We start from the raw sequence: 25471 nt of genomic DNA on the forward strand, positions 1-25471 counted from the left end.
CATGCAGGGCGTCCGCGTGAACCGGGCGCCCTTTTTCCATTCCGTGATCCGAAAGGCCGCCCGATGACCGATACGTCCTATCCCCCCAGTGCCGACCTCGCCGCCAAGGCCCACGCCGACCGCGCCACCTATGACGCCATGTATGCCGCCAGCGTGGCGGACCCAGAGGCGTTCTGGGCCGAACACGGGCAGCGGGTGGACTGGATCAAACCCTTCACCAAGGTGAAGAACACCAGCTTTGCCCCCGGCAACATCTCGATCGAATGGTTCCGGGACGGCACCCTGAACGTGGCCGCCAACTGTATTGACCGCCATCTGGAGACGCGCGGCGATCAAACGGCGATCATTTGGGAACCCGACAGCCCCGACACCCCGGCCAAACACATCACCTACCGCCAGCTGCACGCCGAGGTCTGCAAAATGGCCAATGTCCTCAAGGGGCAGGGGGTCGGCAAGGGCGACCGGGTGGTCCTGTACCTGCCCATGATCCCAGAGGCCGCCTATGCCATGCTGGCCTGCGCACGCATCGGGGCGGTGCATTCCATCGTGTTCGCGGGCTTTTCCCCCGATGCCCTGTCCGCGCGGATCAACGGGTGCGACGCGAAACTGGTGATCACGGCGGACGAGGCACCGCGGGGCGGGCGCAAGACGCCCCTGAAATCCAACGCCGATCAGGCGATGCTGCACGTCATCCATCCGTGCAAGGTGCTGGTGGTCAAACACACCGGCGGCCAGACCACCTGGACCGACCACGATCTGGACTACTACGCGCTGGCCGAAGGGGTGGCCGAGGATTGCCCGGCGGAGGAGATGGGCGCCGAAGACCCGCTGTTCATCCTGTATACCTCAGGCTCTACCGGACAGCCCAAGGGGGTGGTGCACACCTCGGGCGGCTATCTGGTCTATGCGTCCATGACCCACCAGTACACCTTCGATTACCACGAGGGCGATATCTTCTGGTGCACGGCGGACGTGGGTTGGGTCACCGGCCACAGCTATATCGTCTACGGGCCCCTGGCCAACGGGGCGACCACCATCATGTTCGAAGGCGTGCCCACCTATCCCGACGCGGGCCGGTTCTGGCAGGTCTGCGCCAAGCACAAGGTCACCCAGTTCTACACCGCCCCCACCGCCATCCGCGCCCTGATGGCCCATGGCAACGATTGGGTGACAAAACACGACCTGTCGGACCTGCGCATCCTGGGCACCGTGGGCGAGCCCATCAACCCCGAGGCATGGAACTGGTACAATGACGTGGTGGGCAAGGGGGCGTGCCCCATTGTCGATACCTTCTGGCAGACGGAAACCGGTGGTCACCTTCTGACACCCCTGCCCGGGGCGATTGCCACCAAACCGGGGTCGGCCACCCTGCCGTTCTTTGGGGTGCAACCGGTGATCCTGGATCCGCAATCGGCGGAAGAACAGACCGAGACCGAGGCCTCGGGCGTATTGTGCATGCGCGACAGCTGGCCCGGGCAGATGCGCACGGTCTGGGGCGATCACGCGCGGTTCGAAAAGACGTACTTCAGCGACTACAAGGGCTACTACTTCACCGGCGACGGCTGCCGCCGGGACGCGGACGGGTACTACTGGATCACAGGCCGCGTGGACGATGTGATCAACGTCTCTGGCCACCGTATGGGCACGGCCGAGGTGGAAAGCGCCCTTGTCGCCCACGCAAAGGTGGCCGAGGCCGCGGTCGTCGGCTACCCCCACGAGGTGAAGGGCCAAGGCATCTATGCCTATGTCACCCTGATGGGCGGCGAGGAATACACCGACGATCTGCGCAAGGAGTTGTCCGACTGGGTCCGCAAGGAAATCGGCCCCATTGCCAAACCCGACCTGATCCAATGGGCCCCGGGCCTGCCAAAAACGCGGTCTGGCAAGATCATGCGCCGGATCCTGCGCAAGATTGCCGAGGATGATTTCGGGGCTTTGGGGGATACCTCGACCCTGGCTGACCCTTCGGTCGTGGATGACCTGATCGAGAACCGGATGAACCGGGCCTGATTGGGTAGGGCGGGACTTGTCCCGCCCTTCACCGCTTTACTCGCAACCGTTCAGAACAAAATCCAGCCGATCCCTGTTGGCTTGCAGGCCATCGAAGGTCGCTAGATGCGTTGACCCACGAAAGTCCGTGACTTCAAACAGGACCTTGTTGCCGCTTTTCAAGCCGTGAAGAAAATCCTGGAAGCTGCCCGGAAGAAAGGCAGCCGTTCCATTGGTCGACTCATGCCATCGCTCCGTGACGGGGGCCTCGTCGTCAAACTTGTAGCGAACAGGTATCCGGTCGTTCTTGCCACCCAAGTACCCATCCGCGACGACAAACACATCTTTGCCGCCGTTTCCATTGCAACGCACGACCAGCGATACCGGTGCATCACGTCCGCGGCGTGTGTCACTATCGCTGCCAATATACACAAAAGATGTATCCTTGCCCGAAAACGCATCGTTCTCTTCGACCATGACCCAGCCGCCACGTTCGGCGGCCGGTGGAGTTGGTGTGTCTTCCTGCACCGGCGTGATACCGGCCAAGGCATCGTAACACGCCAGCCGGGCAGTATTGTCTTCCAGTCCTGCGCAGCCATTGAGCGCATCCCGTGCAGCGTCATCGGCAAGGGCGGGGCCGCTCCAAAACAGGACCCCGCACAGGACCGTCATGAGATGTCGCGTCGCGGCGTTGAATTTCTGTGAACGGCTCATGTCTCGGCTCTCCTCGTGTCATGGGTGTTGCAGACAGAGGGTAGCAGACGCGGATCAAAACGCGCCGCGCGTCATGTCGCAGAGCATCCGAAATTTGGGTCCGAAACTGGACGACCTGCTGGACATCTTGCACGGGTTGGCCGCGACCCGTGCGGGAACGTGCACGAGTCGAATTGGTAAGGGGTGGCTAACCCTTGGCGGCTTGCGCCAAATCCTTGGCAAGGGCAAAGGCGGTCTTCACCCGGTCGCCTTCTTTGGGGTAGTCGCCGGGCACCACGATCTTGGTGTCCTTGATCCGGGCGGCGTGTTTGGACACGAAATCCATCAGCCCCGCCGGGTTGGCAAAGGTGTTGCCGTGGAATTCGATCGTGGCGCCCTTGGCCCCCAGGTTCAGCTTGGCGATGCCCGCGATCTTGCACATGGCCTTGATCCGCACCACGGATGTCAGGATCGTCACCTCGCGGGGCAGGGGGCCGAATCTGTCAATCATTTCAGCGGCAAAGCCCTCGACCTCCACCTTGCGGGACAGACCCGACAGGCGGCGATAGAGGCCAAGGCGCACGTCCAGATCGGGCACGTAATCCTCGGGGATCAGGACCGGCACGCCCAGGTTGATCTGGGGCGACCACTGGTCGTCGGTGTCCACAAGGCCCGCCTCGCCCTTCTTGAGCTTGTTGATCGTTTCCTCCAACATGCTTTGGTACAGTTCAAAGCCGACCTCCTTCATGTGGCCGGACTGCTCCTCGCCAATCACATTGCCGCCGCCCCGGATGTCCAGATCCTGGGACGCGATGTTGAAGCCGGCCCCAAGGCTGTCGAGACTTCCCAATACTTTCAATCTCTTAGAGGCGGCAGGCGTCAGTTTCGCCTTGGGTTTGGTGGTCAGATAGGCGTAGGCCCGGGTCTTGGCGCGGCCCACTCGTCCGCGGATCTGATAAAGCTGTGCCAGCCCAAACATATCCGCCCGGTGGATGATCATGGTGTTGGCGGTGGGGATGTCGATGCCGGATTCCACGATTGTCGTGGCCAGCAGCACGTCATATTTGCCGTCGTAAAAGGCGTTCATCCGGTCATCCAGGTCCCCGGCGGCCAGTTGCCCGTGGGCCAGGACGTATGTGACCTCGGGCACCTGTTCGCGCAAAAACTGTTCCATTTCAGAGAGATCGCTGATGCGGGGGACCACCACGAAGGACTGCCCACCCCGGTAGTGTTCGCGCAACAGCGCCTCGCGCAAGGTCACAGCGTCAAAGGGGCTGACGTAGGTGCGGATCGCCAGACGGTCCACGGGGGGCGTGCCGATCACGGACAGATCACGCACCCCGGACAGGGACATTTGCAGCGTGCGCGGGATCGGCGTGGCTGACAGGGTCAACACGTGCACGTCGGATCGCATTTCCTTGAGACGTTCCTTGTGCTGGACGCCGAACTTTTGTTCCTCGTCGATGATCAGCAGGCCAAGGTCCTGGAATTTCACGGTTTTAGCCAACAGGGCGTGGGTGCCCACGGCGATATCCACGGTGCCGTTGGCGATGCCTTCGCGGGTTGCGTTCGCCTCTTTGGTCGAGACGAAGCGCGACAATTGCCGCACGGTGATCGGAAAGCCCCGGAACCGTTCCATGAAGGTGGCGGCGTGTTGACGGGCCAGCAGGGTGGTGGGCGCGATGATCGCCACCTGTTTGCCCGCGCTGGCGGCGACGAAGGCGGCGCGCATGGCCACCTCTGTCTTGCCGAAGCCCACGTCGCCCACCACCAATCGGTCCATGGGCATGCCGGATTTCAGGTCGTTGATCGCGTCCTCGATGGCGGCCATCTGGTCGTCGGTTTCGGTGTAGGGGAAGCGCGCGGCGAAGTCCGACGCCATGTCCATGGGCGGCTCCAGCACGGGGGCCTTGCGCAAGGCCCGTTCGGCGGCGATGCGCATCAGGCGTTCGGCAATCTGGCGGATGCGTTCCTTGAGGCGGGCCTTGCGGGCCTGCCACGCCCCGCCGCCCAGTTTGTCGAGGATCCCTTCGCCACTGCCGTAGCGCGACAAAAGTTCAATGTTTTCAACGGGTAGGAACAGGCGGTCGCCGCCCAGATATTCCAGCGCCAGACATTCGTGGGGCGCGCCCGCCGCCGTCACGGTTTCCAGCCCGATGTAGCGGCCCACCCCGTGATCCACGTGCACAATCAGGTCGCCCGGGGACAGGGCCTGCGCCTCGGTCAGGTAGTTCTCGGCGCGGCGCTTTTTCTTGGCCCCCCGGATCAGGCGTTCGCCCAGCACGTCTTGTTCGGAAATGACGACCAGATCGGGGCCTTCAAACCCTTCCTCCAGCGGCCAGACGATCAGGCCCACGTCGCCCTTGGCCACATCGCTGCGGCGTTTGATCAGCTTGGTGTCGTCCAGCCCCTCGTCCGCCAGCAGCCCCTGCAACCGTTCCCGCGCGCCCGAGGAATAGCTGGCGATCACCACGGCGCGGTCGGTGCGCAACGTGCGGACGTGGTTGGCCAGCGCCTCGAACAGGTGCAGATCCTCTTGCTGGCGTTCGGGGGCAAAGTTGCGCCCCTTTCGCCCGCCCAGATCAATCACGCCGGGGCCTGTGGCCTGGCCAAAGGGGGTCAGTTCCACCACCCGCCGCCCGTCCACGGCGGCGTCCCAGGCGGTGGCGTCCAGATACAGCTGGTCCACTGGGACGGGTTTGTAGACCGTGTCCACCCGCGCCTTGGACCGCATCGCCTCGCGCCGGTTGTCGTACATGTCCTGCACGGTGTCCCAGCGTTCGGCGCGGATCACCTCGGCCTCGGGGTCGACGACAAGTGTCCCCGTGGGGACATACTCCATGATCGTCTCAAGTTTTTCGTGAAAGAACGGCAACCAATGCTCGATCCCGGCGTGTTTGCGCCCGGCCGTCACCGCCTCGTAAAGGGGATCGTCGGTGCCTGCCGCGCCAAATTCCACGCGGTAGTTCTGGCGGAACCTAGTGATTGCGGGGCCGTCCAGCAGGACCTCGGACACGGGCGCAAGCTCGATCGCCTTGAGCTGTTCGGTGGTGCGTTGGGTCTGGGGGTCAAACCGGCGCAGCCCGTCCAGCGTGTCGCCAAACAGGTCAAGGCGCACGGGCCGTGCCTCACCGGGGGGCCAGATGTCGATGATGCCGCCGCGAAAGGCGTAGTCGCCGGGTTCCATCACGGTCGAGGTCTGGGAGAACCCCATGCGCACCAGAAAGTCGCGCAGGGCCTTTTCATCCAGCCGCTGGTTCAGACGCGCGGCAAAGCCGGCCCCGCGCAGGGTCTCGCGCGCAGGCACACGTTGGGTCGCGGCGTTCAGGGTGGACAGGATGATGACCTTTTCCTGATCGAACCCATGGGCCAACAGGGTCAGGGTCGCCATGCGTTCGGCGGCCACCTCGGCATTGGGGGACACCCGGTCATAGGGCAGGCAGTCCCACGCGGGGAACTTCAGCGTGACGGTCTGGGGGGCGAAGAACCGCAGGGCACGCGCCATGGCGTCCAGTCTGGCATCGTCGCGGGCCAGATACAGGACCGGGCCCTTGTCCGCCTCGCGCAGAAGAGCCGTTGCGTCAAAGCCTGCGGGCGCGCCGCCTGCGATCAGTTTTGTGTGTTGTGCCATGACGCCGGGACGTAACCTGTGGTGCGGTCAAGTCAACCGCCCAGGACGTTGACATTCATATTCGTCCACATGCCCCACATGGAGGTGCAGAAGATGGCAAAGACACCCACCAGTTGGACCTTTTTGCGGTGCCATGTGAGGTGTTTGAGCAGCTCGACCCCCTCGCGCGTGGCCACGCCCCGGGCCGTGTGCACGGAAAAGGCACCGACGATGGACATGGGCAGGCCCAACAGGAACAGGGCTTGGGCAAATTCGAGACCGTAAAAGAACCCTGCCAGCGCCAAGGCCGTCAGCAGGAAGAAGGTGAAGCCCGTGATCCAAAGGCCCGATACATCTGCAATGTAGGTCAGGCGGCGGGATTGGACCCCGGCCAACAGGTGCACATCGGCCATGGCTTGGGCGCTGCCTTTCTTGGCCCGGGTGATCAGGTCAAAGGGGATGCCTAGGACGTAGTGGGACGCGGTGGACCAGATCACGGCAAGGGCGATCCAAAACCAAAGGTTTGAAAAGGACCGCAGGTCGATGACTTCGAATGCGGTCTTGAGCCAGAAATGATCCACTGCGCGGCCTCGTGCGGAAGGTTTTGCGCGTTTGTGACCGAGGGGGGCGGGGGATGCAAGGGCGGTGGGGGCGCTGCCCCCGGCCATGTGGCCTCCCCCGAGGGTATTTGCGGAACAATGAGGGGGGCGGGGGTTGTCGCCGTGGCGGCGGGCGTGTCAGATGAAGTTGACACATTAAAGGAGGCCGTGATGCGCCCGACCCAAGCCCCGTTTCCCCTTTCCCGCGCCCGGCGCACCCGGTCCACGCCTGCCTTGCGGGCCTTGGTGGCAGAGGATCGGTTGTCGGTCAAAGACTTCATCTGGCCTTTGTTTGTGCGCGAAGGGGTGGGCGTGCGGGAGCCTGTGGCGTCCATGCCCGGCGTGGAGCGACGCTCCGTGGATCTGATGGTCGAGGCGGCGGAGGAAGCGCGCGAACTGGGCATCCCTGCGATTTGCATCTTTCCCTACACCGGGCCAGAGGCGCGGACCGAGGATTGCGCCATGGCGTGGGACCCCCAGAACCTGCCCAACCAAGCGATCCGCGCGATCAAGGCGGCCGTGCCCGAGGTGGCGATCATGACCGACGTGGCCTTGGACACCTACAACATCAACGGCCACGACGGCTATGTGGTGGACGGCGAGATCGTAAACGACGAAACGGTCGAGGCGCTGGTTAAAATGACCGTGGCACAAGCCGAAGCCGGGGCCGATATCATTGGACCGTCGGACATGATGGACGGGCGGATCGGGGCCTTGCGCAGGGGCCTAGAGGACGCGGGCCACCGCAACGTGACGATCATGTCTTATGCCGCGAAATACGCCAGTGCCTTCTATGGGCCGTTCCGCGATGCGGTGGGGGCGTCGAGCGCGCTGACGGGGGACAAGAAGACCTATCAGATGAACCCCCTGAACAGTGACGAGGCTTTGCGCATGATCGAGCGGGACCTGTCCGAGGGGGCAGACATGGTCATGGTCAAACCGGGGATGCCCTATCTGGACATCGTGCACCGGGTGAAAACCGCCTTTGGCGCGCCGACCTTTGCCTATCAGGTGTCGGGTGAATACGCGATGGTGCAGGCCGCAGCACAGAATGGCTGGATCGACCACGATCGGGTGATGATGGAAAGCCTGATGTCCTTCCGGCGCGCGGGCTGCGACGGGGTGCTGACCTATTTCGCGCCCGCCGCTGCGCGTCTGCTGAAGGCAGGCTGGGATGGCTGACCGCCCGAGCGAGCGTGAGACTCTGGAGGCGATCGAGCGTCTGACGGCAGAGGTCGCGCGTCTGAACGGCCACCGGTTCGTGCGGGTCCACAACTCTCTGCCCCGGCTGATCGCCTTTCAACTGGCGCGGGGGCTGGCCTTTGGTCTGGGCACCCTGATGGGGGCGACCGTGCTGGTGTCGATCTTGGCGTGGTGGGTCAGCCAGATGGCCTTTGTCCCGGTGCTGGGCGACTGGCTGACTACGATGATGCAGCAGATCGAACAGGGCCGCTAGGGGGCGGTGGGACAAGTCCCACCCTACACGCTAAACCCTACGGTGCGGGCATCAACGTAGTGATGCCGACGTTGCCCGCGCGGGCGAGGTCCGGGTCGAGGGTCATGGGGATATATTCCCCCTGCGCCACAGCTCGCCCAGGTCGTCGTAGTGGCGCGACAGGGGATGGCCCGATTGCCCGGTCGAGATGATGAACACGCTGCTTTCGGGATCTGCAAAGTCATACACACCGCGATAGCCCGCCCCGTGCACATTGGCGAAAGGGTCCGGGTCCTCGCCGCTGGTGCGCCCGCGCAGCAGGGTGTTGTCCCCGCCCGAGGTGGACTGGCGTATGTTGACGATGAAGCCCAGCCCCGGCGCCTCGCCCAGCACGGGGTGGTCGTGCCGCGCCTCGTGGGCGTCCCCCCAACGCCACGCCTGCACCGTGGGGCCATAGCGGTCCTCTAGCCACTGTAGGGCGCTGTCCAGCGCAAGGCGCGCGATCTCGGTGCAGGTCTCGGTGGTGGTGGATTGCACCACGTCGCACCACACCCCGGCACCGTCCACGTCGCGGTAGATGCGTTCGATCAACAGCGGCTCCACGTGTTTGTATTCATCCGCGAGGGGGCCGATTTCGTCCCGGATCAGGCGGTCTTGCAGGTGGCGTAGCCACGTGGCGTAGATCAGGGGTTCGGGCAGGTGTTCGGACATCTCGCCGTTCCACGCCGCCAGCAGTTCCAGCGCGATCTGGCGGCGGCGTTCGGGGGTGTTGGGGGCCGCAGCCTCGCCAGTGAACCACAGGTCGCGGGCGATCAGGGGCAACAGGGCGCGGGCGGTAAAGCTGACATCGTCCAGCTGCGCCTCGATAAAGCTTTCGCGGGTATGGACCGCGCGCGCCTGCATCAGGTTGCGCCAGCGGTTGATCCGCTGGCTGTCGCCCCAAAGGTGGCTGATGTGGTCGGGGAAGGGGGCGTCGATGATCTTGTTGTTGGTGTTGCCAAGGATGCCGCCCGCAGGGTCCGCAAAGGTCGGGTTGCGGGCGTAGTCCATCACGCCGTTCCAGCGGTTTGCGGCGATCCATCCGGGCGCGGGGATGCGCCCCTGAGACTGGTGCGCGGCGTCCCGGTCGGGCTGGTGGCCGATGACCTGCATGGCGATCCGGGTGCTGTCCACCACTGTCAGGTTCTGGGCGGGAGCGACGAAGTGGCGGCCTGCCTTAAGGGCGGCGTCCAGATCAGGGGAGCGCATCAACTCCAGTCCCGTGCGCAGAGAGGTGTTGGCATCGGTCAGCGCCGTCCACGACAGGGCCGCCACATGGCCCGGCGGGGTGACGGTGCCCAGGTCATACAGCCCCCCGGTCATCACCGGCCCATTCTCGGTCCAGCGGAGTTTCAGGGTCACGGGGGCGCCGTCCTTGACCTGCACGATGCTGTCGCGCACTTGCATGTCGACCCAGCCGTTCGGTCCGCGCACCTGGTTGGGGTTCTCGGGGTTCACCTCTTCGATGAACACATCCTGATCGTCGAGGTAGGTGGAGGTCAGGCCCCATCCCAGATCCTGGGACCGACCCGCAAGGATGATGGGCATGCCGGGGATGGTGCCGCCGATCACGCCGCCCGTGGCCAGTTCCAGCCGCGCCAGATACCAGATCGAAGGCGCGGTCAGGCCTAGATGCGGATCGTTGGCCAGCAAGGTGCCCCCGGCAGCCGCCCGCGACGGATCAGCGGCCCATGCGTTCGATGCCCCGGCCAGCCCGCGCGGGGCGATGGGGGACAGAAAGCCCGGCTCTGCCCGCGCGAATTGTGTGGGGCGCAGGGTCGGGAACAGCTGACTGATCTCTGGCAGTTTCACGACGCCGTCGCCGGGGATGTCCGGGTGCAGATCCGCCAGACGCGCGTTGGGCAGGATCAGGGCGGCGCGGGCGCGCTGCACTTCCTCTTGGACGTGGCCTGCCAGTTGCAGGGCCATGATCTTGACCACGGCAATGCTGTCGGCGGGAGTCCATGGCGCGATTTCGGGGGTGAACAGGAAAAACTCCGGCGCGCCGCGTCCCAAGGCCCCTTCGTTGATCGAGGCAATGCGCGCGTTCACACCGGCCGCATAGGCCTGCAACATCGCCAGCGTCTCGGGGTCTTGGGCGGCCACGGACCGGCGCGCATGGCCGTACAGGTCCAAGCGGCGCAACAGCTCGTCCGTGCGCAGGGTGCGCGCGCCAAACAGTTCTGACAATCGGCCTTGGGCCGTGCGTCGCAACAGCATCATCTGCCACAGGCGGTCCTGTGCGTGGGCATAGCCAAGGCCGTAGAAGACATCCGCGTCACTGTCCCCAAAGATGTGGGGTACATTGTGGGTGTTTCGCACGATCTGGACGGGGGCGGTGATCCCGCGCACGGCGACCTCGCGGTCATAATCCGGGATCGAGTTCGAGGCGAACCAATAGACCCCGAAGGCCGCCAACAGCGCCAGTGCCAGCACGGCGCTGATCCCGCGCAAGGTCCACCTGAATATCGTGATCATGCCCCATCCCCGTTGACGCGCCTTTGTAACCCGTTAGCTACTGTGCGCAGAGACAATTTGCAAAGGGAGCATGTCCAATGGCGAAGGTGGCGTTTTTGGGACTGGGGGTCATGGGCTATCCGATGGCGGGGCACTTGGCAGCGGCAGGACACGATGTGACGGTCTACAACCGGACACAGGCCAAGGCACAGGCGTGGGTGGACCAGCACGGGGGCACCATGGCCCCGACACCGAAGGCGGCCGCCGAAGGGGCAGAGTTCGTTATGGCCTGCGTCGGCAACGACGACGATCTGCGCGGCGTCTGTCTGGGCGATGACGGGGCCTTTGCGGGCCTGTCCAAGGGCGCGATCTTTGTGGATCACACCACGGTGTCTGCGGATGTGACCCGCGCGTTGTATGCCGTGGCCGCCGATTTGGGCGTGTCCTTCGTGGATGGTCCCGTCTCCGGCGGGCAAGCGGGGGCCGAGAATGGCCAGCTGGTCGTGATGTGCGGCGGGGATGTGGCGGCCTATGACGCGGCAGAACCCGTCATCAACGCCTACGCCAAACTGTGCCAGCGGCTGGGCGACAGCGGCGCGGGACAGTTGACCAAGATGGTCAATCAGATCTGCATCGCCGGGTTGGTCCAAGGCCTGTCCGAGGGGCTGCACTTCGCCCAGAAGGCGGGGCTGGATGGCCGCGCCGTGGTGGATGTGATCGCAGGCGGGGCCGCCGGGTCGTGGCAGATGGCCAACCGCTACACCACCATGCTGGACGACGAATTCGACCTTGGGTTCGCCGTGGACTGGATGCGCAAAGACCTTGGCATCTGCCTGAACGAGGCGAATAACAACGGTGCCTCTTTGCCGGTCACGGCGCTGGTGGATCAGTTCTACAAGGACGTACAAAAGATGGGTGGCAATCGCTGGGACACGTCATCCCTGATCAAACGGCTCAACGCGCTCGGCTAGGGGCCCTTGGCCAGGGGCCAGCGCCACAGCCAAGGGGCCGAGCTGAACAGTCCCTGCACCTTGGCCAAGCTGCGCAACGCTGGCCCGCGGGTGTGGCACGCCCCGCGCGCCAGCAGATCGACGATGGCCTCTGGCGGGCAGGGTGCCTGGGTGTCGGGCGTCCAGTACCGGGGGTAGTCGATCAGGACCGCGTGCACCAATTGATCCAGCGTAGGCCGGGCGCGGCGGCGGGCCGGAAGGCGGCCCTTGTCCGTGCTCAGTCCCCATCCCGCATAGAACGGCGTGCCGTATGTCGTCACAGGCACCGCGCGCAACAGCGCCTCGAACCCAAGCCCAGAGGTCATGGTGCAGACCCGGTCTGCCCGGGCCAACAGGGCGACAGGGTCGGCATCTGTGGCGATCAGGTCGGCCTCGGCGGCGTCGATGGCCCCGGATCGCAAGCCCGCCTCCACATCCGGGTGGGGTTTGTAGACCACAAAAGCGTCCGGGTGATCCACGCGAACAGCCCGCAACAGCGCCCCATTGTCCGCGACCCGGTCCGTGCCCCGCCGGATGGAGGCGTCATCGGCGACTTGCCCCGGGACCAAGATGATCTCGCGGTCCTCGGGCAGGTCGGGCAGGGGCCGGGCGTCGAGGTTGTACTTGCTGAGCCCGGCCTTGACGATGGCGCCGCGCAGACGGGCGGCGCGGGATACGGCGGCATCGGACAGTTTGACCGACCGGGTGATATGATCCTCCAACGCGCTTGGGGCGGTGGGGTCGTAGTAGATGCCCTTGGGGTCAAGGCACAGGGACACCGGCGGCACCAGATCCGCGCCCAACCCCTTGGACCGCAGGAACCCATCCTCGACCCGGATCAGCGGTTGATCCGCAGCGGCGCAGCTTTTGCGTAAGTCGTCGGTTACGGTGCTGGACCATGCCAGAACAGGGCGGTCGGGGGCGGTGGGCATGGCAAAACGCACGCGCATTTCGCGCCCCAGCATCCGTTGCAGGGGCCGCCGTTTCCACAACCGCATGCCGCTGGCGATATAGCCCGCGCTGTCCTCGCGCCATGCGCGGGCCTGCGCCTCCAGCAGGTTCTGCACGTCCTCCAGCTGGCACAGGGTGTCGCGGATCGGGTCGTACCACTTGGGATACAGCATCATCGCCCCGGCAAACAGCTGCGCCCGGGTCAGAGGGCGTCCCCGCCGGGACAGGGGCGCGCGGTCCTCCGTCAGGCCCCATCCGGCGTAGAACGGCTGGCCGAACACCTGGGGTTTATGTCCCGCCAAGATCGCCTCGAACCCCAACTGGCTGGTCACGGTGTAGACGGCAATCGCCCCCTCCATCAAGGTCCAAGGGGACAGGGGGCGGTCTTCGAGCGTGATCAAGGCGCTGGTGTCTTCGGCCCCGAAGTAGCCCGGGCGCAAGCCGCCCGCCGTTTCAGGGTGGGTCTTTATGACGATGCGGGTGTGGGGGTGCTCCTCGCGCGCGAACAGCAGCATTTCGCGGAACGTGGCCGCTGTCGCGCCGCCCAGCCGGACAGAGGCATCCCCGCGCGTCTGATCAATCACCAGCACATAGCCCGGGGCGGGCGGGGCCGCTGCGGTATCTACGGCGGCGTATTTCGTCAGATGCGCGTCGCGCAGGCGGGCCATGGCGTGATGGGCGCGGGCAATCAGGGCCCCGTCGTCAAATGCATGCGTGGACAGCAGGTGTTCAAGGTCCGACGGCTGGCGCGCGTCAAAATACGCCCCCTGTGATCCAGCGTCAGGCCCAAGGTCGGCTCTCCGGCGCGGCCCGGGTGCAGGGATCGCAGAAACGCATCCTCGACGCGCAGGATCGGCGCGCCTGTTTTTGCGGCCACAGCCTCGCCCCGATGGGCGGTGCCTGCATGGCCCCAGATGGCGATGTGGTCGCCGTCTTTCACTGGCCCGAGGGACAGGTCCACGCCAGCCAGCGCCATGATCCGCCGCACGCGGCGGTCCCGCAGAAAGCCGCCGTTGAAATAGCGCGCGCGTATCCGCGACCCGGTCACGCTTTGCCTATTCGGCCAGCGAGGTGATGGCGTTGATGGGGGTCAGCGTACCGGTCAGGGCAGACACGGTCTTGTTCCACGTCACGAACGGGGCCTCGGTCACATAGACCAGATCGCCGTCCCGCACGACGAAGTCCCGTGCGAGGAACAGACCATTGGGCTGCGTCAGGTCCAGCACATAGGCGAACCGTTGCGCGCCGATCAAATCTGTGCGTCCAAGGACCTGTTCCGCGATAACCTCGGGTTCGGTACGCAGGATGAAAATTCCCTTGGGATCCGCGAGGTTGGAGTTCAGACCACCCACCTGCGCAATCGCCTCAATCGCAGAAAGTGTCTGGGATTCAAAGGGGATACGGTTTTGGGTGCCGGTCGCGCCGAGGGCGGTGAACGACCGCGTATCCTCTTCGACAAAGACGCGATCCCCGTTGCGCAGGGCAATGTCGAGGTCGGGTTGCCGGTAGAGATCGGCCAGCCAAATCTGTTCGCGCCGGTCGCCGCGCACCACCGTGACCTTGGCGATTTCCGTGGGCACCGCGACGCCACCAGCAGCGGCCAGCATGGCGGACAGCATCCGGGTCGGACGCTCGATCGGATAGACGCCTTGGGCACCGACACCGCCTACAAGGCTGACGGTAGCCCCGTCACCGGCCAAGCGACGCACGATGACCTGGGGGTCGGGCGTTTGCGCATCCAGCCGTTCGGTGATGATCTGGCGCAGGCGTTCGGGCGTGTTGCCCGCGGCGCGCAGACGACCGGCGTAGGGGATGAAAATGAACCCGGCAGAATCGACTTGCACCTCTTGAATGACCGAGGCGTTCTGCCCCTGACCAGCCAAGAGGCCATCTTCGACGTTCTCCCAAATGGTCAGCCCAAGGGTGTCGCCGGGCCGGATCGTGTCCGCCCCGATGGGCGAGGCATCCCGCAGTTTGGACGAAAAGCCCAAGGCCGGCACCACAGCTGTGGCCCGGGTCACGCGGTCATTCACGGATACGATGAAGGCATCCCCTTCGCGCAGGACCGAGCCCGAGAAGATCTCGCGCTTGTTGGGTCCGGTGCGGGGGAGGCCGCAGGACGCGATGAACGATACGATCAACAGGCCCGCCACAAGACGGACCCCGCGCGAGGCGGATTTATGGGTCATGGAAGGCGTCATTTCTGCTCAACTGCCTTATTGTTTTTTGCCAGACTACCGTCTTTTGCGGTATTTTGCCAGCTTTTCATTTATTTCTAGAGGGTTGCGGATCAATCTTCATGTACCCCCTAGGTTTAGTGTGCGTTATTCCACCACCCGCAAACTGTGCCGTGGTGCCGGGGTGCCTTGGTCCAAGGCATCGTAGGGGTCAAGGTCGGCCAGCATCATATCGACGACCTGTCGCAACAACTGCCTGCGCCCGCGTGACGAATAGAATCCCCCGGTGATCTGCGACGTCTCCAGCAGGTAAGCCCGGTAGTCGCGGTAGGCGGCGGCGTCGGGGCGGCGCGGGGTGGCAAAGAACTCGGGCAGGGGCTGGGTCGTGACAAATTCGGGCTTGTTATAGACCGCCGAGCCGAAGGCGCGCAGGGGTAGCCCACGCCACAGGGCCTGCTGCGCAGCGGTAGAATTGACGGTGATCGCAGAGCGCGCGTCATTGAGCAGCCGAGCAAGCTTGCCGCCGCGCACGTAATGCACACGGCCCTTCACGCCATGGTCGCGGATCAAACGGCGCAGTGTGGCGCGCACGGGGGCGCGGCCATCTTCCAGCGGGTGCGCCTTGAGCACGAGGTGGTGGTGACTGGGCGCGCCCTCGGCAAACCCCTTGACCACAAGCTCCAAGAACTCGGTCATGGACGAAAAGGGCGAGTGTTTCTGGAAACTCGCGTCATGTTCCAGCTGCATCAGCACCAGATGATAGGGGAAGCCACCGTGGGTGATCCGCAGCTGCGCTACACGGCGTTCCAGCGCGGTGAAGGGCATCATGATCAAGCGACGCAAATAGAGCAGGAATTCGCCAGCGACCGTCCTGTCCCTGTGGGGACGGAAGTTGCGATAGCGCAGGTTCATGCACATCACGAAAAAGTGGTAAAGCGCGCCGTAGAAGATGTGTTGGCGCATGTCGCCCCAAAGGGCGGGCGCGTGGGGTTGATCGCTCTCCATCCCCTCCAACGCGCGGCGCATGGCGGGCACATCTGTGTGCATCAGGCGCGAATGGCCGTTGGCCCCACCGCGTTCGTAGGTGACCCAATAGGGGCGCAGATAGCCTTCCTCAAATACATGGACGGTAAGACCCCGTTCCCGCGCGATTTCAACAGCTTGCGCATGAATGGGCCGTGTGTCGCCATACAGAACGATGTCGGTCGCGCCCTTGTCGTCAACCAGACGCGCAAAGGTCTCGGGCCAGTCTTTGGGCGTGCCGGTAAAGGGAATGTAGCTGGCGCGGTGGTGCCAAAACGCACTGTCCCCTTGGTTGAACCCGACGCGCCACACCTCCGCGCCAGCGGCCCGCAACATGCGGCCAAGGCGATGAAAGAAGGGGCCGTGGGGGCCTTGCAGGAACAAAAAGGTACGTTTGGACATATCAACACTCGTTTACCCGATCACAGTCGTTCAATCCCATGGCGCAGGCAAGGCAGAACTGTGGCAGCATTGTGGCACCCTTGTTTTGACAAACGGTAAAGGCTAGCCCGGGGTATGTTTACCGGAATCATTACAGATATGGGCCACATTCGCGCCCTCGAACATCGCGGCGACCTGCGCGCGCGGATTGGCACAACCTACGATGCGGCGGGCATTGATCTGGGCGCATCCATCGCCTGCGACGGCTGCTGCCTGACGGTGGTTGATCGGGGCACGGATAGCGACGGCCATTGGTTTGATGTGGATATCTCCGCCGAAAGTGTCGCCAAGACCGCCATTTCCACGTGGGCCGAAGGGCGGCGTATCAATTTGGAACGGGCGTTGAAAGTCGGGGACGAGTTGGGCGGGCATATCGTGTCAGGACACGTGGACGGCGTGGCGCAGATCATCGAGATGCGCGACGAGGGCGACAGCACCCGCTATGTCTTTGATGCGCCCGCGGGTTTGGCGCGGTTCATTGCGCCCAAGGGGTCGGTGGCCCTCAACGGAACCTCCCTGACGGTGAACGAGGTGTCGGGCACGCAATTCGGCGTGAACCTGATCCCCCACACCAAAGAGGTCACGACTTGGGGCCAATCGGCGGTTGGCGACCCTGTGAACCTGGAGATCGACACCTTGGCCCGTTATGTCGCGCGGCTGGCCGAGGCGAGCTAACCCGCCTCTCACCTTCTGAAATCACGCGATTTCGGCGTCCGGTGCCGTCTGTTCGGCGGCGTCTGTCTTGATAGCGCTCAGAGCGGCGGCCACCAACAAGGGAATGGAGGCGGCCATCAGCGTGCCGCTGTTGATCAGGGGGCCTGCTTGTTCAGCCAAGAAACACATTTGACTTCCTTTCGTTGTTCAACTGCTAGCTTTCGTAAGTGAAGAAAGTGACAACAATAGGGCCGTTTATCGGGTTATTTTTCGCAGCCTTCGCGCGCGGAGTCCAAGTTTAACTCAGCAAAGCCAACAGGTTGCGCGACGGGCGTCCTGTGACGGGCAAACCGCGTGCGCGCTGGAACTCCTCTACGGCCGCAATTGTCTGCTTACCAATGATCCCGTCAGCGTCACCTGCGTCGAAGCCCGCGCGGGTCAGGCCCCGTTGCAGGGCCATTCGGTCCGATTTCAACAACCCGAATTCGTCCGGTGGAAAGGAGCCACGCAAAGGGCCCCCACCGGCGATCCGGTCGGCCAAATGACCAACGCCAATCGCGTAAGCTGTTGAAGGATTGTACCTTTTTATGACGGTAAAGTTGCGTGTGACGCGAAACTTTGGCCCGCCCACCTGCGGTTCGATGAGGTCGCCAGCGGGGGCGCGGGGGCCATCTTCGGCGCCCCATTTCAGGCCAGCTACCCAGCCCCGTTTGGCAAGGTAATTGGCGGTGCTGGCCAGCGCATCACCGGGATCGTCGCCCCAGATGTTCCGGCGGCCATCTTCGTTGAAATCAACGGCATAGGTGGTAAAGACCGAGGGCATCAGCTGCGTGTGGCCCATGGCCCCGGCCCAACTGCCGACCATCTGGCGCGCAGGTATGTCACCGGCCTGAACGATGCGCAGGGCATCCATCAACTGTGCTTCGAAAAGGCGGGCGCGGCGACCCTCCCATGCGAGGGTTGAAGTAGCTGATATTACGGGGATTTCGCCGGTGCGGGTGCCGTAGAAACTCTCTAGCCCCCAGACCGCGCACAGGATGTGGGCGTCCACGCCGTAAGCCGCCTCCAGCGCGCGCAGGGTGCCCCGGTGCCGGGCAAAGGCCGCGCGCCCCAGCCGCACCCGTTCATCGCTGGCGGCAATGGACAGGTAGTCCTCCAGGGTGCGTTTGAACTCTGTCTGGTTGCGGTCGCGGTCTACGACGCCGGGTAAATATCCGGCGTTTGCAAAGGCTTGATCCAAAGTGGCCACAGTGATCCCGCGCCCCTGAGCCCGCCCGCGGAACGCCGTAACCCATGCGTCATAGGACGCATTCGGGGTGGGCCGCAGGTCCGGCGGTAGACCGCGCGAGGGTGCGACAACGGGTGCCACGGCTCCGCCACAGGCCGACACGGACAGGGCTGACAGCCCAAGGGTGAACAAACGTCGAGAAATCATAACAAAGCGCCCTGTAGGGTGGGATTTATCCCACCTCATCACGGGGCGCGGGTGCTGCCAAGGGGCAATTGGTTCATGTGTACTCCGGCGTGCGATGAAACTGTGCGCCTGCTCAGACCCTCGTGTGCACTGGCCAAGTCCCTCCAAAGGGGCTATGTCGCGGGCGACACGGATAGGACACGCCATGAACGACGCATTGCCCTTTGAAGCCCCCGGACCCGTCGAGGCTGCCAACTCGGACGTGATCTCGCCCATCGAAGAGATCATCGAGGACGCGCGCAACGGGCGGATGTTCATTCTGGTGGACCACGAGGACCGCGAGAACGAAGGCGATCTGGTGATCCCCGCGCAGATGGCCACCCCGGATGCGATCAACTTCATGGCCACCCACGGGCGCGGGCTGATCTGCCTGACCCTGCCCTCGGACCGTATTGAGGCCTTGGGCCTGCAACTGATGGCCACCCAGAACTCCAGCCGTCACGAAACCGCCTTCACCGTCTCCATCGAGGCGCGCGAGGGCGTAACCACCGGGATCAGCGCCCATGACCGTGCCCGCACCGTGGCCGTGGCCATTGATGCGGCAAAGGGCGCGGCGGATATCGCCACGCCGGGCCATGTCTTTCCTTTGCGCGCCCGCGATGGTGGCGTGCTGGTGCGCGCAGGCCATACCGAGGCCGCCACGGATATCAGCCGCCTCGCGGGGCTGAACCCCTCGGGGGTGATCTGCGAGATCATGAACGACGACGGGTCCATGGCGCGCCTGCCGGATTTGATCGCCTTCGCCCAACGCCACGGTCTGAAAATCGGGACCATCAGTGACCTGATCAGCTACCGCCGCCGCCACGACAATCTGGTCAAGATGACCGACAGCGGCACAGTGCAAAGCGCACATGGCGGGACTTGGGACATGCGCGTGTTCACCGATGAAACGGAAGGCGCGGAACATGTGGTCCTGTCCAAGGGCGACATTGCCAATGGCGACCCGGTTCTGGTGCGGATGCATGCGCTCAACCCCATGGAGGACGTGCTGGGCGTAGGCCCCTCGGACCTGCCCGGGGCGATGCGGGTGATTGCCGAGGCCGGGCGCGGCGTGGTTGTGTTGCTGCGCGACACGGCCATGAAGCTGGACACGGAGGGCAAGGCCAGCCCTCAGAAGCTGCGGCAATACGGGCTGGGGGCGCAGATTTTGGCGGCCCTTGGCATCGGCCAGATGGAGTTGGTCACGAACTCCGGCACGCCCAAGGTGGTGGGCCTGGAGGCCTACGGCCTGGCCATCACCGGCACCCGCCCCATCCCACAGGAGTAGATCATGGCATCCAGCGTAGAACACAACATCCTGCCGCGCGCGGAATTTGACACACCCGTCAAGGTCCTGATCGTGCAGGCGCCCTATTACGCGGGCGTGGCCGAGGGGCTGCTGGCCGGGGCCACTGCCGAGCTGGAGGCCTCGGGCGCTGCGTTCGAGGTTGTGGACGTGCCCGGCGCGCTGGAAATCCCCACGGCCATCGGCATCGCCCACCGCCAGTCCAACTATGACGCCTATGTCGCCTTGGGCTGTGTGGTGCGGGGCGGGACGACCCATTACGAGACCGTGTGCGAGGAAAGCAACCGGGGCCTGACCATGCTGGGCCTGTCGGGGGCCTGCATCGGCAACGCCATCCTGACCTGCGAAAACATGGAGCAAGCCGAGGAACGCGCTGACCCTGCGCGCATGAACAAGGGCGCGGGGGCGGCTGCGGCGGCCCTGCATCTGCTTGCGCTTTCGCGCCGGTTTGGTAAGCCCGCGCGCGGCGTCGGCTTCAAGCCCGCCGGTTCCTTCGATATCGCCTGAAAGCCCTCATGACCGACCAGACCGACAAACGCGCCCAGAAGCGCCAGATGAAATCCGCCGCCCGCCTGTTCGCGGTGCAGGCCCTGTTCCAGATGGAACAGTCCAGCCAGACCGTGGACAAGGTGCGCGTGGAGTTTGAGGACCACAGGTTCGGCACCGACTACGACATCGGCGAGATGGCCGAGGGCGACCCGGACCTGTTCAAGACCCTGCTGGAAGGTGCGGTGGACCATCAATCCAAGATCGACCAGATGACCGACCGAGCGCTGGTGGCCAAATGGCCCATCGACCGGATCGACCCTACCCTGCGCGCCCTGTTCCGGGCGGCGGGGGCCGAATTGGTGGCAGGCAATACGCCCCCCAAAGTGGTGATCGTCGAGTTCGTGGACGTGGCCCGGGCCTTCTTTCCCGACGGGCGGGAGCCGAAGTTCGTGAACGCCGTGCTGGATCACATGGCGCGCGCGGCGCAGCCGGAAAAGTTCTGAAGGGTTTGCGCCGGACCTGCGGTCCGTCGCCCGACTGGGGGCGCTGCCCCCAGACCCCCGGGAGTATTTTTGACCCAATGAAGATGGGGGGATCGGCGGCTTTGCACAGCACGGGCGCAGGCCCGGATGCTGTTGGCGTGGTCCCGCCCTCTGTGCCTGTTTTGGCCAAGGCCGTTGGGATTCCGGTCAAAGAGGCCTAGGTTGTGGGGTGAAGGAGAGTTCTGATGCCCAAGCACATTTCGTTTTTGTTGAAACACGCAGCCTTTGGGGCCTTGGCGGCGCTGGTCTTTGTGGGCTTGCTGTTGTGGTTTGACGTAGTGGGACTGCGCGGGCTGGTCATGGGGTCTGCGGATGGATTTGTGGCGCTGACCGTCATGACGGTCCTGTTCGTGATCACCTTTGGATCCGTGCAAATGGGCGTCGCCATCATGGGGCTGGCCAAGCGCGAGGATCCGCCGTCGGGCGGCAAGGGCGATGATCTACCTGCGACCGGGCGCCTGATCCCGATTAGGGCGCAGGATCCTTCCCGCCGTCGTTGAAGCGTCGCACAAGGGCTGTCTCAAGATCCTTGTTCAGGTCCCGGGCCCGGGCAACGTAGGCCTCGTTTTGTGAGATCGGGATATCCGGATCCCAAAGCTGGGCCAATTCGCGCAGGGCGTGGCGGTCGAGTTTGTAGAACTGCGCCTCCGCCTCTGCGGCTTCGTATTCGGAAAACCCCATGTTTTCCAAGACATAACGCCCGGCGCGCAAGCTGCTGTCGAACATTTCACGCACGATGTCGCTGGCCCCTGCGGCGTAGAGTTCATAGACATGGGTCCGGTCATAGGCCCGGGCGATTATGTGCAGATCGGGGCGGTGGCGGCGGGCGTATTTGACCAGTTGCACACAGGCCTTGCGGTCGTCCATGGCCACCACCAGCACCCGCGCGTGATCGAGGCCTGCGGCGTGGAGCAGCTCTGGCCGGGTGGGGTCGCCAAAGTAGCCCTTGAACCCGAACCGGCGCATCAGCTGGATCGTGGGCAGGTCGTTGTCCAGAACCACCGTGGGGATGTCGGCCATCTGCTGCATCCGGTTCACGACTTGGCCAAAGCGGCCGATGCCCGCAATGATCACAGGCTTGTCTTCGTCGATCTGATCGTGGGGCGTGGCCTCGGACGTGTCGGTCAGGCGGTGCTGGATCCTGTCATAGAGGATGAACAGCAGCGGCGTCAGCAGCATGGACAGCGCAATGGACAGCAGCAGGATTTCCGACAGGGCCGATGCCATCACGTTCTGCTGCACGGAAAAGGCGGTCAGGACAAAGCCGAACTCCCCGGCTTGGGCCAGAGACAGGGTGAACAACAACCGGTCGCGGCGGGGCAGGCGGAAGGCGAGGGCCAAAGCGAACAGGATGATCCCCTTCAAGGCCATCATGCCAAGGGTCAGCGCGAGGATCAAAAGGGGCATCGCGGCCAGCGTGCCAAAGTTGATCCCCGCCCCCACGGTGATGAAGAAGAGCCCCAAAAGCAGGCCCTTGAAGGGTTCGATGTCGGCTTCAAGCTCGTGCCGGAACTCCGAGTTGGCCAGTACCACGCCCGCCAAGAACGTCCCCAAGGCGGGGGACAGGCCCACAACGGTCATCAAGGCGGCCACGCCCACAACAAACAGCAAGGCCACGGCGGTGTACATTTCACGCAGGCCCGCCATGTGGATGTAGCGAAAGATGGGCCGGGTCAGGTAATGGCCGCCCAGCACCACGGCGATGACGGCGCCCAGGGTGACGGCGGTGACACCCCATGCGGGCAGGCTGTCGATGAAGTGGCTGACGGCCATGGTGTCGCCGTGGTCTGCTCCATGACCCGCCCCATGACCCGCCCCGTGATCCGCCCCATGACCCGCGCCATGACCGACCGCATCGTTGTGCAGGTCCGGCAGGATCAAAAGGGGGATCACCGCCAGCATTGGGATCACGGCGATGTCTTGGGCCAACAGCACTGTAAAGCTGGACCGCCCACCGGCGACCTGCATCAGCCCCTTTTCCTGCAATGTCTGCAACACGATCGCCGTGGACGACAGGGCAAAGATCATGCCCACCGCGACGCTGGTCTGCCACGGCAGGGCCATCGCGATGGACAGGGCGGTCACGGCCCCCATGGTCAGGACGATCTGCAGACCGCCCAGTCCCAACAGCTTGGCCCGCATGGACCACAGGGCGCGGGGGTCCAACTCTAGCCCGATGAGGAACAGCATCATCACCACGCCGAATTCCGCGAAGTGTTGCAGGTCTTGGGTTTCCGCCCCCACCAGCCCCAGCACGGGGCCGATGAAGATGCCTGCGATCAGGTAGCCCAGCACGGAACCGAAGCCCAACCGCACAGACAGGGGCACGGCGATCACTGCGGCGCCGAGGTAGAGGACAGCGTTTAGAAGGAAGGATTCCATGGTGGCAGATTAAGGGCGGGGGCAGGGGGGCACAACCGCAGTTGGGGGGCGCGGCCAATCGCGGCGTCGGGATTGGGTATTTGGGACCCAATGACGCAGGGCGTGGGTGAGGTGAACGCCAGTTTGGATCTGCTGCGGGCGCCGGCGCATCCCCCGAACCTCTAGCGGTACAGCCCGGCGTAGGTGTCACGCAGGACCCGTCGTTGCACCTTGCCCGTGGTGGTCATCGGCAGCGCGTCCAGCATGATCACCCGACGCGGGGCCAGATGCGGGGACAGGCGGGCGCGGACCAGTGTGATCAACTCGGCCTCGGGCACCTCGCGGGTGGTGACGACAAAGGCGGTGACACTTTCCGTCCGGGCCGGGTCGGGCAGGCCGACCACGGCGGCCTGGATCACATCCGGGTGGGTGATCAGGCAGGTCTCAATCTCCGAGGGGCCGATGCGGTAGCCGGACGAAGTGATCACATCGTCGTCGCGGGCGGCGAAGGTGATCGTGCCGTCGCCCTCCATCACCCCCAGATCCCCCGTGCGCAGCCAGCCGTCGCGGACCTTGGCCGCCGTCTGTTCGGGCTTGTTCCAATAGCGCAGAAAGGCGTTGGGGTTGGGCAAGCGTACGCAGATCTCGCCCCGTGTCCCCGTGGGGACGGGCGCGCCGGCGTCGTCGCGGATGGTCACGTCATAGCCCGGGACCGCGCGGCCCATGGACCCCGGGCGCGCATCCATGGCGCTGGCGCAGGTGGCGACCACAAGGTTGCATTCGGTCTGGCCGTAAAGCTCGTTGATCGCGGCCCCCAGGGTGTCGTGCCCCCAGGCCAGCAGGTCGGGGCCGAGGGCCTCGCCCCCGGAATTGACGGCGCGCAGGCGGACGGTGTCGGGTACGGGGACCTTGGACATCAGTTTCAGGGCCGTGGGGGGCAGAAAGGCGATCGTGACGCCGTGCTGGGCGATCAGGTCCCACGCGGCGGCGGCGTCAAATTTGCGCATCCGGTCCGCCACCAGCGGCACCCCGTGATAGAGGCACGGCAGGGCCAGATCCATCAACCCGCCGATCCACGCCCAATCCGCCGGGGTCCAGCCCACGTCGCCCGGTTGCGGCATCCCCTCCAGGGTGGTTTCGACGCAAGGCAGGTGGCCCAGCAAAAAGCGGTGGGCGTGAAGCACGCCTTTGGGGTCGCCCGTGGTGCCGGAGGTGTAGATCATCACGCCCGGATCCTCGGCCCGTGTGTCCACGGGGGCGGGCAGGGGCGCATGGGTCAGTAGGTCGTCCAGGCGCAGGGCAGGGCCGGTGCCCGTGGTCACAAGGGTGTGCAGGGCGGGCAGGTCCAGCGCGCGCACCTTGTCCAGATTGGCGTCGTCGGTGATCACCACCGCCGCCCCGCTGTCGGTCAGGCGGTAGGCCAGGGCGTCTGCACCGAACAGGGTGAACAGGGGCAGGGCGATGGCGCCCAGCTTGTAGGCGGCAAAGTGGGCGATCAGGGTCGCCGCCCCTTGGGGCAGCAGGATGCCGATGCGGTCGCCCTGTTGCACACCACGCGCAGCCCAGGCCCCCGCCAGCCGGTCCGAGGCATCGCGCAGGGCGCCGTAGGTCCAGTCGCGGCCCGTGGTGCGGTCGATGACGGCGATGCGGTCCGGTTGCGCCCTGGCCCAGATGTCGCAGCAGGCCTGGGCGATGTTGAAATGCTCGGGGATGTGCCAGCGGTGGCCCGCGCGCAGATCGTCCCAAGGGCGTAGGGCCGGGATGGCGCGTGGATTGGGCGACCGGGTCATGGCAGTGCGACGAGGGTGACTTCGGTCAGGCCGGTGATCGGCAGGCTGAGTTCCTGCAGTGCGGCCAGAGAGATTTGCGTGCCGCCGGTGCTGCCCTCGGCCAAGGGGCGCAGGGTCAGGGCGAGGGTGACGCCGGTGTCCGTGATCACCCGCCCGGGCGTCTGGGTCGCCACCAGCGGCGTCTTGATCCAAAGCCCCGGATCCGTGGGGTCGCCCAGGGTGACGATGGTTTTGCCCAGCGTCCGCTCTGTTGGTTCTGTTGTCTCGGCTATGGTTACGGACGGCTCTACGTCGTCTGGGGTGTGCGAGTCAGTCTCCTCCGCCACCGTCACTTCGGTCGGGGCCTGAGGGACCACGGGGGCCGGCGCCCCCCGGTCAAAATGGGGCAATTGCCCGCAGGCGGACAGGGCAAAGCTGGACAAAATGAGGCAGGCAAGGGGTGCGCGCATGGTTGTTGACCTCCGACGACGGGT

The 25471-nt window shown here is 64.7% G+C and carries 19 protein-coding genes and 2 pseudogenes; 9 read left to right on the top strand and 12 right to left on the bottom strand.

Features of this window, described 5'->3' with window-relative positions:
• Positions 1-63 precede the first annotated feature (63 nt).
• Entirely contained in the window at positions 64-2010 is a 1947-nt protein-coding gene (acs, locus tag ACZ1G0_RS05465) for an acetate--CoA ligase (protein ID WP_472736022.1), read from the top strand.
• A 36-nt stretch (positions 2011-2046) separates the two neighbouring features.
• Here acs and ACZ1G0_RS05470 read toward each other — a convergent pair whose 3' ends face one another.
• The 3 genes from ACZ1G0_RS05470 to ACZ1G0_RS05480 all read right to left on the bottom strand — a co-directional run bounded on the left by ACZ1G0_RS05470 (position 2047) and on the right by ACZ1G0_RS05480 (position 6873).
• Complete coding sequence (locus tag ACZ1G0_RS05470; protein WP_472736023.1) at positions 2047-2703, bottom strand: hypothetical protein; 657 nt, start codon at positions 2701-2703, stop codon at positions 2047-2049.
• Positions 2704-2890: 187 nt separating this feature from the next.
• The gene (gene mfd, locus ACZ1G0_RS05475; protein ID WP_472736024.1) at positions 2891-6313 is read right to left on the bottom strand and encodes a transcription-repair coupling factor; all 3423 of its coding nucleotides are present in this window, start codon (positions 6311-6313) and stop codon (positions 2891-2893) included.
• Between the two features lie 32 nt (positions 6314-6345).
• On the bottom strand, positions 6346-6873 hold the full coding sequence (locus ACZ1G0_RS05480; protein ID WP_472736025.1) for a component of SufBCD complex: 528 nt from the start codon (positions 6871-6873) through the stop codon (positions 6346-6348).
• Between the two features lie 189 nt (positions 6874-7062).
• Between ACZ1G0_RS05480 and hemB the strand changes: the two genes are divergently transcribed.
• Both hemB and ACZ1G0_RS05490 read left to right on the top strand, forming a co-directional pair.
• The gene (gene hemB / locus ACZ1G0_RS05485; RefSeq protein WP_472736026.1) at positions 7063-8073 is read left to right on the top strand and encodes a porphobilinogen synthase; all 1011 of its coding nucleotides are present in this window, start codon (positions 7063-7065) and stop codon (positions 8071-8073) included.
• Complete coding sequence (locus ACZ1G0_RS05490) at positions 8066-8347, top strand: DUF5665 domain-containing protein (RefSeq protein ID WP_472736027.1); 282 nt, start codon at positions 8066-8068, stop codon at positions 8345-8347. The genes hemB and ACZ1G0_RS05490 overlap by 8 nt, the downstream gene beginning before the upstream one ends.
• Before the next feature lie 37 nt (positions 8348-8384).
• On the opposite strand, the pseudogene ACZ1G0_RS05495 reads toward ACZ1G0_RS05490, so the two are convergent.
• Positions 8385-10843 (bottom strand): annotated as a pseudogene (locus tag ACZ1G0_RS05495) (penicillin acylase family protein).
• Between the two features lie 77 nt (positions 10844-10920).
• Between ACZ1G0_RS05495 and ACZ1G0_RS05500 the strand changes: the two are divergent.
• Positions 10921-11793 (top strand): NAD(P)-dependent oxidoreductase, encoded by an 873-nt coding sequence (locus tag ACZ1G0_RS05500; protein ID WP_472736028.1) that lies wholly within the window; start codon positions 10921-10923, stop codon positions 11791-11793.
• Here ACZ1G0_RS05500 and ACZ1G0_RS05505 read toward each other — a convergent pair.
• The 3 genes and pseudogenes from ACZ1G0_RS05505 to ACZ1G0_RS05515 form a co-directional block, all read right to left on the bottom strand.
• Positions 11790-13738 (bottom strand): annotated as a pseudogene (locus ACZ1G0_RS05505) (capsular polysaccharide biosynthesis protein). The gene ACZ1G0_RS05500 and the pseudogene ACZ1G0_RS05505 overlap by 4 nt on opposite strands.
• Before the next feature lie 79 nt (positions 13739-13817).
• The gene (locus ACZ1G0_RS05510; protein WP_472736029.1) at positions 13818-14951 is read right to left on the bottom strand and encodes a polysaccharide biosynthesis/export family protein; all 1134 of its coding nucleotides are present in this window, start codon (positions 14949-14951) and stop codon (positions 13818-13820) included.
• Positions 14952-15086: 135 nt separating this feature from the next.
• Positions 15087-16364 carry a capsule biosynthesis protein gene (locus ACZ1G0_RS05515; protein ID WP_472736030.1) on the bottom strand — a complete coding sequence of 426 codons (1278 nt, stop codon included), beginning with the start codon at positions 16362-16364 and terminating at the stop codon, positions 15087-15089.
• Between the two features lie 114 nt (positions 16365-16478).
• On the opposite strand from ACZ1G0_RS05515, the gene ACZ1G0_RS05520 reads away from it, so the two are divergent.
• Positions 16479-17078 carry a riboflavin synthase gene (locus tag ACZ1G0_RS05520; protein ID WP_472736031.1) on the top strand — a complete coding sequence of 200 codons (600 nt, stop codon included), beginning with the start codon at positions 16479-16481 and terminating at the stop codon, positions 17076-17078.
• A 21-nt stretch (positions 17079-17099) separates the two neighbouring features.
• On the opposite strand, the gene ACZ1G0_RS05525 is transcribed toward ACZ1G0_RS05520, so the two are convergent.
• Positions 17100-17237 (bottom strand): hypothetical protein, encoded by a 138-nt coding sequence (locus tag ACZ1G0_RS05525; protein ID WP_472736032.1) that lies wholly within the window; start codon positions 17235-17237, stop codon positions 17100-17102.
• Positions 17238-17355: 118 nt separating this feature from the next.
• Positions 17356-18492 carry a lytic murein transglycosylase gene (locus tag ACZ1G0_RS05530; RefSeq protein WP_472736033.1) on the bottom strand — a complete coding sequence of 379 codons (1137 nt, stop codon included), beginning with the start codon at positions 18490-18492 and terminating at the stop codon, positions 17356-17358.
• A 184-nt stretch (positions 18493-18676) separates the two neighbouring features.
• On the opposite strand from ACZ1G0_RS05530, the gene ribB reads away from it, so the two are divergent.
• The 4 genes from ribB (at position 18677) to ACZ1G0_RS05550 (ending at position 21347) form a co-directional block, all read left to right on the top strand.
• A complete protein-coding gene (gene ribB, locus ACZ1G0_RS05535) occupies positions 18677-19798 on the top strand; it encodes a 3,4-dihydroxy-2-butanone-4-phosphate synthase (protein WP_472736034.1) in 1122 nt (373 codons plus the stop codon).
• A 3-nt stretch (positions 19799-19801) separates the two neighbouring features.
• Positions 19802-20323: a 6,7-dimethyl-8-ribityllumazine synthase gene (locus ACZ1G0_RS05540; RefSeq protein WP_472736035.1), complete on the top strand. Its 522-nt coding sequence runs from the start codon at positions 19802-19804 to the stop codon at positions 20321-20323.
• A gap of 8 nt (positions 20324-20331) precedes the next feature.
• Positions 20332-20808, top strand: a complete 477-nt coding sequence (gene nusB, locus ACZ1G0_RS05545) for a transcription antitermination factor NusB (protein WP_472736036.1) — start codon at positions 20332-20334, stop codon at positions 20806-20808.
• Positions 20809-21032: 224 nt separating this feature from the next.
• Positions 21033-21347, top strand: a complete 315-nt coding sequence (locus ACZ1G0_RS05550; protein ID WP_472736037.1) for a hypothetical protein — start codon at positions 21033-21035, stop codon at positions 21345-21347.
• Here ACZ1G0_RS05550 and ACZ1G0_RS05555 read toward each other — a convergent pair.
• The 3 genes from ACZ1G0_RS05555 to ACZ1G0_RS05565 all read right to left on the bottom strand — a co-directional run bounded on the left by ACZ1G0_RS05555 (position 21316) and on the right by ACZ1G0_RS05565 (position 25447).
• Positions 21316-23229 carry a cation:proton antiporter domain-containing protein gene (locus ACZ1G0_RS05555; protein ID WP_472736038.1) on the bottom strand — a complete coding sequence of 638 codons (1914 nt, stop codon included), beginning with the start codon at positions 23227-23229 and terminating at the stop codon, positions 21316-21318. The two genes, ACZ1G0_RS05550 and ACZ1G0_RS05555, sit on opposite strands and share 32 nt — an antisense overlap.
• Before the next feature lie 161 nt (positions 23230-23390).
• Positions 23391-24998, bottom strand: a complete 1608-nt coding sequence (locus tag ACZ1G0_RS05560; protein WP_472736039.1) for an AMP-binding protein — start codon at positions 24996-24998, stop codon at positions 23391-23393.
• Entirely contained in the window at positions 24995-25447 is a 453-nt protein-coding gene (locus ACZ1G0_RS05565; RefSeq protein ID WP_472736040.1) for a D-galactarate dehydratase, read from the bottom strand. Before ACZ1G0_RS05565 ends, ACZ1G0_RS05560 begins: the two co-directional genes overlap by 4 nt.
• Positions 25448-25471 lie beyond the last annotated feature (24 nt).

This window comes from Thalassobacter sp. HA4-2, from assembly GCF_055693705.1.